Below are 4,874 nucleotides of genomic sequence, written 5' to 3'. Positions count from 1 at the left end.
CAAGCTTCGCCGCAATTCGGTCATCGCCCTCACCGGACTGGTTCCGGTCGGCGTGGTCGCCGCCGCCACCAGCGCCGGTGCGAGCCCGAAGACCCTGTTCGGCGTCCAGGACACCGAAGCGGTGGCCGAGCCCGTGACCGCCGCGTCCGAGACCACCTACGTCGCCGACGGGGTCTCCCGCGACGTCGCCGCCGCAGCCGCCCTCATGACCGCCCCGGAGCCTACCGCGGAACCCGCGGCGGCCCCCGCGCCCGCCCCGGAGCCCGCACCCGCCGCCCCGGCGCCGCTGCAGCCCGGCCCCCTCGGGATCCCCGGCATCAACTTCGCCGCCTACCAGAACGCCGAGCGGATCCTCGCCGCCGAGAACCCCGGCTGCAACATGTACTGGACGCTGCTCGCCGGCATCGGCCAGGTCGAGTCCGGCCACGCCAAGGGCGGCAAGGCCGACGACAAGGGCAACCTTCTCGAACCCGTGATCGGCCTGCCCCTCGACGGCAGCCTGCGCGGCCAGGCCGTCATCCGTGACACCGACGGCGGCACCCTGGACGGCGACACCGTCTACGACCGGGCGGTCGGCCCCATGCAGTTCATCCCGTCCACGTGGAAGCTCTACGCCGGCGACGGTGACGGCGACGGCGACGCCGACCCGCAGAACCTGTACGACTCCACCCTCACCACCGCCAAGTACCTGTGCGACGGCGGAAACAACATGCACGACATCGCGCAGGCCACCAAGGCCATCCATCGCTACAACAACTCCATGGCATACGTTGCCAACGTGCTCGCCTGGTCGGCCGCCTATTCGACCGGTGTCACCCCCAGCGCGGCGGACCTGCCGCGCATCCACTGATCGGGCGCCACCTACGATTGATGCCATGGCAGTCAGCGAGTCCGACGTTCGCAGCGCCCTGGCGCGGGTCCAGGATCCCGAGATCCGCAAGCCCATCACCGAGCTCGGCATGGTCAAGAGCATCGAGATCGGCGGCGACGGCAGCGTCGACGTCGGCATCTACCTGACCACCGCCGGCTGTCCGCTGCGCACCGAGATCACCGACCGCGTCACCAAGGCCGTCGCCGACGTCGCCGGGGTCTCCGCCGTGCGCGTCGAGCTCGACGTCATGACCGACGAGCAGCGCACCGAGCTGCGCAAGTCGCTGCGCGGCGACTCCACCGAGCCGGTCATCCCGTTTGCCCAGCCCGGCTCGCTCACCCGCGTCTACGCGGTGGCGTCCGGCAAGGGCGGGGTCGGCAAGTCCTCCGTCACGGTCAACCTCGCCGCCGCGATGGCCGCGCGGGGCCTGTCCGTCGGCGTGCTCGACGCCGACATCTACGGCCATTCCATCCCACGGATGCTCGGCACCGACGCCAAGCCCACCCAGGTGGAGCGGATGATCATGCCGCCCGTCGCGCACGACGTGAAGATGATCTCCATCGCCCAGTTCACCCAGGGCAACACGCCCGTGGTCTGGCGCGGGCCGATGCTGCACCGTGCGCTGCAGCAGTTCCTCGCCGACGTGTTCTGGGGCGATCTGGACGTGCTGCTGCTCGACCTGCCGCCCGGCACCGGCGACGTGGCGATCTCCGTCGCGCAGCTGATCCCGGGCGCCGAGATCCTCGTCGTCACCACGCCGCAGCAGGCCGCCGCGGAGGTCGCCGAACGGGCCGGCTCCATCGCGCTGCAGACCCGCCAGCGCATCGTCGGCGTCGTGGAGAACATGTCGTGGCTCGAACTGCCCGACGGTACCCGGATGGACGTGTTCGGCACGGGCGGCGGTCAGGCCGTCTCCGAGCGGCTCACCCGCGCCGTCGGCGCGACCGTCCCGCTGCTGGGCCAGATCCCGCTCGATCCGGCGGTGCGCGAGGCCGGCGACGCCGGCACCCCGATCGTTCTCAGCGCCCCCGAGTCGCCTGCGGGTACGGCGCTGCGCGAGATCGCCGAGAAGCTCGCCGTGCGGCGCCGCGGCCTGGCCGGCATGTCGCTGGGGATCGACACCACCCGCCACCTGTAGGCGCCTGCGGCGCCGGTGTGCCCTTTAGGTTGCTCCTGCCGCCCGAAGGACACACCGGCCGCGCAGCGGCCTACGTCGCGTCGGAGTCGATGGGGGGCTTCTCCCCGGCCGCCAGCGGCGGCGGGACGGGCTTGCTCACCGGCTTGGTGCCGGGCTTGTCGAAGTTGCCGGTGAGCAGCGAGTCGTCGCCGTCCAGCAGGTGCTTGGTGATGACCGCCTTGGGCGTCATGCCGCGCAGCTCGTTGAGTTCGGACAGGGGTTGACGCAGGTCGTCGAACTCGGGGCCCAGCTCCTCCTTCAGCTGCTCCTTCGCGCCGGACGCGTAGTCGCGGACCTGCCGCAGCGATTTGGTCACCCACGACACCGCGCCGGGCAGCCGCTCGGGGCCGAGGACCACGAGCGCCGCGACGAGGAGGACCATGAATTCGCCCCAACCGATGTTGCCGAACACCGCTCCAGGGTACGTGGTGCCGCGCCGTTCGCAGCCCGGAGGACCCAGGTCACAGCGAATTCCCAGCGAACAGGGAGCCGACGGTCAGTCGGACTGCGGGGTCACCTGCACGTCCACGAGACGGCCCGAGCGGACCAGCTGCACCGTCACCGGCTCGCCGATCTTCTGGGCGTGGACCGCGACGACCAGCTCGTCCGCGCTGGTGACCTCGCGGTCCCCGACCTTGACGATCACGTCGCCCTCGACGATCCCGGCCTGCTGCGCGGGGCTGCCCTCCTGCACGTTGGCCACCTCGGCGCCGCTGGCGACGTCGTTGACGACGCTGCGGGCGTTGACGCCGATCTCCGGATGACGCATCGCGCCGGTGCGGATCAGTTCCTGGGTGACGGCGGTGACGTCGTCGATGGGAATGGCGAACCCCAGACCGACGGAACCGCCGGTCTCGGTCTTGATGGCCGAGTTTATGCCGATGACGCGGCCCTCGGCGTCGACGAGCGGGCCGCCGGAGTTGCCGGGGTTGATGGAGGCGTCGGTTTGCACCGCGTCGATCACGGCGTCGGTGTCGGTGCCCTGACCGCCCAGGCGCATCGGCCGGTTGAGGGCGCTGACGATGCCGCGGGTGACGGTCTTGCTCAACCCGAGCGGCGAACCCACGGCGATGACGTCCTCACCGACCTGCACGTCCCCGGAACGGCCCAGTTCGGCGACCGTGAGGTTGTCCACGTCGACGGAGAGCACTGCCAGGTCGGTCTTGATGTCGCGCCCGACGATCTGTGCGGGCACCTTGGTGCCGTCGTTGAAGGTGACCTGGATCTTCGCGTCCGGACCGGTCGCGGCCATCGAGATCACGTGGTTGTTGGTGACGATGTATCCGGCACCGTCGATCACGACACCGGACCCGGTGCCGGACTCGTCGCCGACGGTGACCTGGATGGAGACGACGGCGGGCAGCACCGCGTCGGCCACGCGGGCCACCTGCCCGGTCGGCAGGTCGCCGTCCTGCTCCACCTGGGCCAGCGTCACGCTGCGGCTGGTGAGGGAGCCGGTGTCGGACGTGATCAGCGCGACGACGAGACCGCCGATCATGCCGATGGTCAGCGCGACCGCCGCCAGCGTCGCGAGGGCGCGGGTCTCGATCCGACCGCCGAAGAGGACTTCCCGCAGCGTGAGCTTGGGGGCGGGCGGCAACGGGCGCTCGTCGCGGGCCTGCGCAGGCGCGCCCAGGCGCACGTTCGTCGTGGGGTCGCGCCACGGGTCGGGCTCGGGGCCGTCCGCATCGGTCTCGGCATCCGGGTCGGCCGGGGGCCGCTGCAGGATCTCGGAGGTGCCCACGGGTCGGCCGAACGCCTCGGCCAGCACCGGGTCGGCGGGCGCACCGTGGCCGACCCGCGGCTCCGCGGCCCGTTCCTCGGCGGACCGGCCGAACGAGCCCGTCGTACCGGCCGGCCGACCGAAGACGCTGCTGGCGGCGGCGTCGACGTCCGGGCGATAGACCGGGCGAGGCTGCAGGCGCGGGGCGTCGGCGCGGTGCGACACGCCCGGCGCGGGAGCGCCGTCCGTGTCCGACGTCGAGGCGGCCCGGCGCTCGGACTCCACTGATTCCGCTGTCACGCGTGCCCGTCTCCCCCGTGTCCGTCAGTCACGGTGCCCAGTATCACCGATGGCACCGGTGGCACCGCCACCGACCGTCGCGGGTCGATCACGGCGCGGAAGGACGCGAGCACCGTCAACGGCGCCAACGGATCGGCCAGCGCCGCCCGGCGGGCCAGGACTGGTCGGCCGCCAGCACTCCCCCGAAGCCGGGCGCGGACAGGTCCTGGTGGTGCTGCGGGATGTCGGCGAGGGCACCCAGGAGGGAACTCGGCATCGGGGGCGGCGCCGTCCGGGCGGCGTCGCGCAACGCGCGCCGGGCCTGCTGCTGGGCCTCGACCTCCGTGGCGCACTCCGGGCACACGGCCAGGTGCTCGGCCGCCCGGAGATACGCGTTCATCCGCAGTTCGCCGTCCACGTACGCTGCCACAGCCTCACTCGCCAGGTGCTCCGTGGAACCGAACCGGCGGGTCGGGTGTGCCCTCGTCATGAAATCCTCCTGGCGGCTACCCCGCATCGACTCGACCGACTTCGACCTTCCCATGCTCGCGCAGGTGCTCACGCAGCGCCTGCCGTCCGCGATGGATGCGGCTGCGCACCGTGCCGAGCTTGACTCCCAGTGTGGCACCGATCTCCTCGTAGGACAGGCCTTCGATGTCACACAGGACGACAGCAGCACGATAGTCCGGCGCCAGCGAGTCCAGGGCGGACTGCAGGTCGGCGCCGAGCCGGGCATCGTGGTAGATCTGCTCGGGGTCGGGGCCCTCGGAGGGCACGCGGTCGTAGTCCACGTTGCGGACGACGTTGAGCACGTGCCCGAGGTG

Annotated in this window: 6 protein-coding genes; 2 read left to right on the top strand and 4 right to left on the bottom strand. The window is 71.7% G+C overall.

Going from position 1 to position 4,874, the window contains the following annotated elements; all coding sequences use genetic code 11:
* Window positions 1-850: lytic murein transglycosylase (locus AIIKEEIJ_RS12615; RefSeq protein WP_238406328.1), on the top strand; the 850-nt coding region annotated here is incomplete at its 5' end.
* A 25-nt stretch (window positions 851-875) separates the two neighbouring features.
* Window positions 876-2,009, top strand: coding sequence for an Mrp/NBP35 family ATP-binding protein (locus tag AIIKEEIJ_RS12610; RefSeq protein ID WP_006938786.1), 1,134 nt, complete (start codon window positions 876-878; stop codon window positions 2,007-2,009).
* 70 nt (window positions 2,010-2,079) lie between these two features.
* Here AIIKEEIJ_RS12610 and tatB read toward each other — a convergent pair whose 3' ends face one another.
* From tatB to AIIKEEIJ_RS12590, 4 genes are all read right to left on the bottom strand, one after another.
* A complete protein-coding gene (gene tatB / locus AIIKEEIJ_RS12605) occupies window positions 2,080-2,460 on the bottom strand; it encodes a Sec-independent protein translocase protein TatB (RefSeq protein ID WP_006938788.1) in 381 nt (126 codons plus the stop codon).
* An 84-nt stretch (window positions 2,461-2,544) separates the two neighbouring features.
* A complete protein-coding gene (locus AIIKEEIJ_RS12600) occupies window positions 2,545-3,996 on the bottom strand; it encodes a S1C family serine protease (protein WP_037201547.1) in 1,452 nt (483 codons plus the stop codon).
* A gap of 190 nt (window positions 3,997-4,186) precedes the next feature.
* Entirely contained in the window at window positions 4,187-4,540 is a 354-nt protein-coding gene (locus tag AIIKEEIJ_RS12595; RefSeq protein WP_029542469.1) for a zf-HC2 domain-containing protein, read from the bottom strand.
* Window positions 4,541-4,556: 16 nt separating this feature from the next.
* On the bottom strand, window positions 4,557-4,874 hold a 318-nt coding region (locus AIIKEEIJ_RS12590; RefSeq protein ID WP_161995779.1), incomplete at its 5' end, for a sigma-70 family RNA polymerase sigma factor.

Origin of the sequence: Rhodococcus sp. YH1, assembly GCF_009939605.1 — a bacterium.
Classification (GTDB): Bacteria; Actinomycetota; Actinomycetes; order Mycobacteriales; family Mycobacteriaceae; genus Rhodococcus; species Rhodococcus aetherivorans.
Note: the sequence above shows the minus strand (reverse complement) of the source record. Positions and strands in the feature narration are given on the sequence as shown.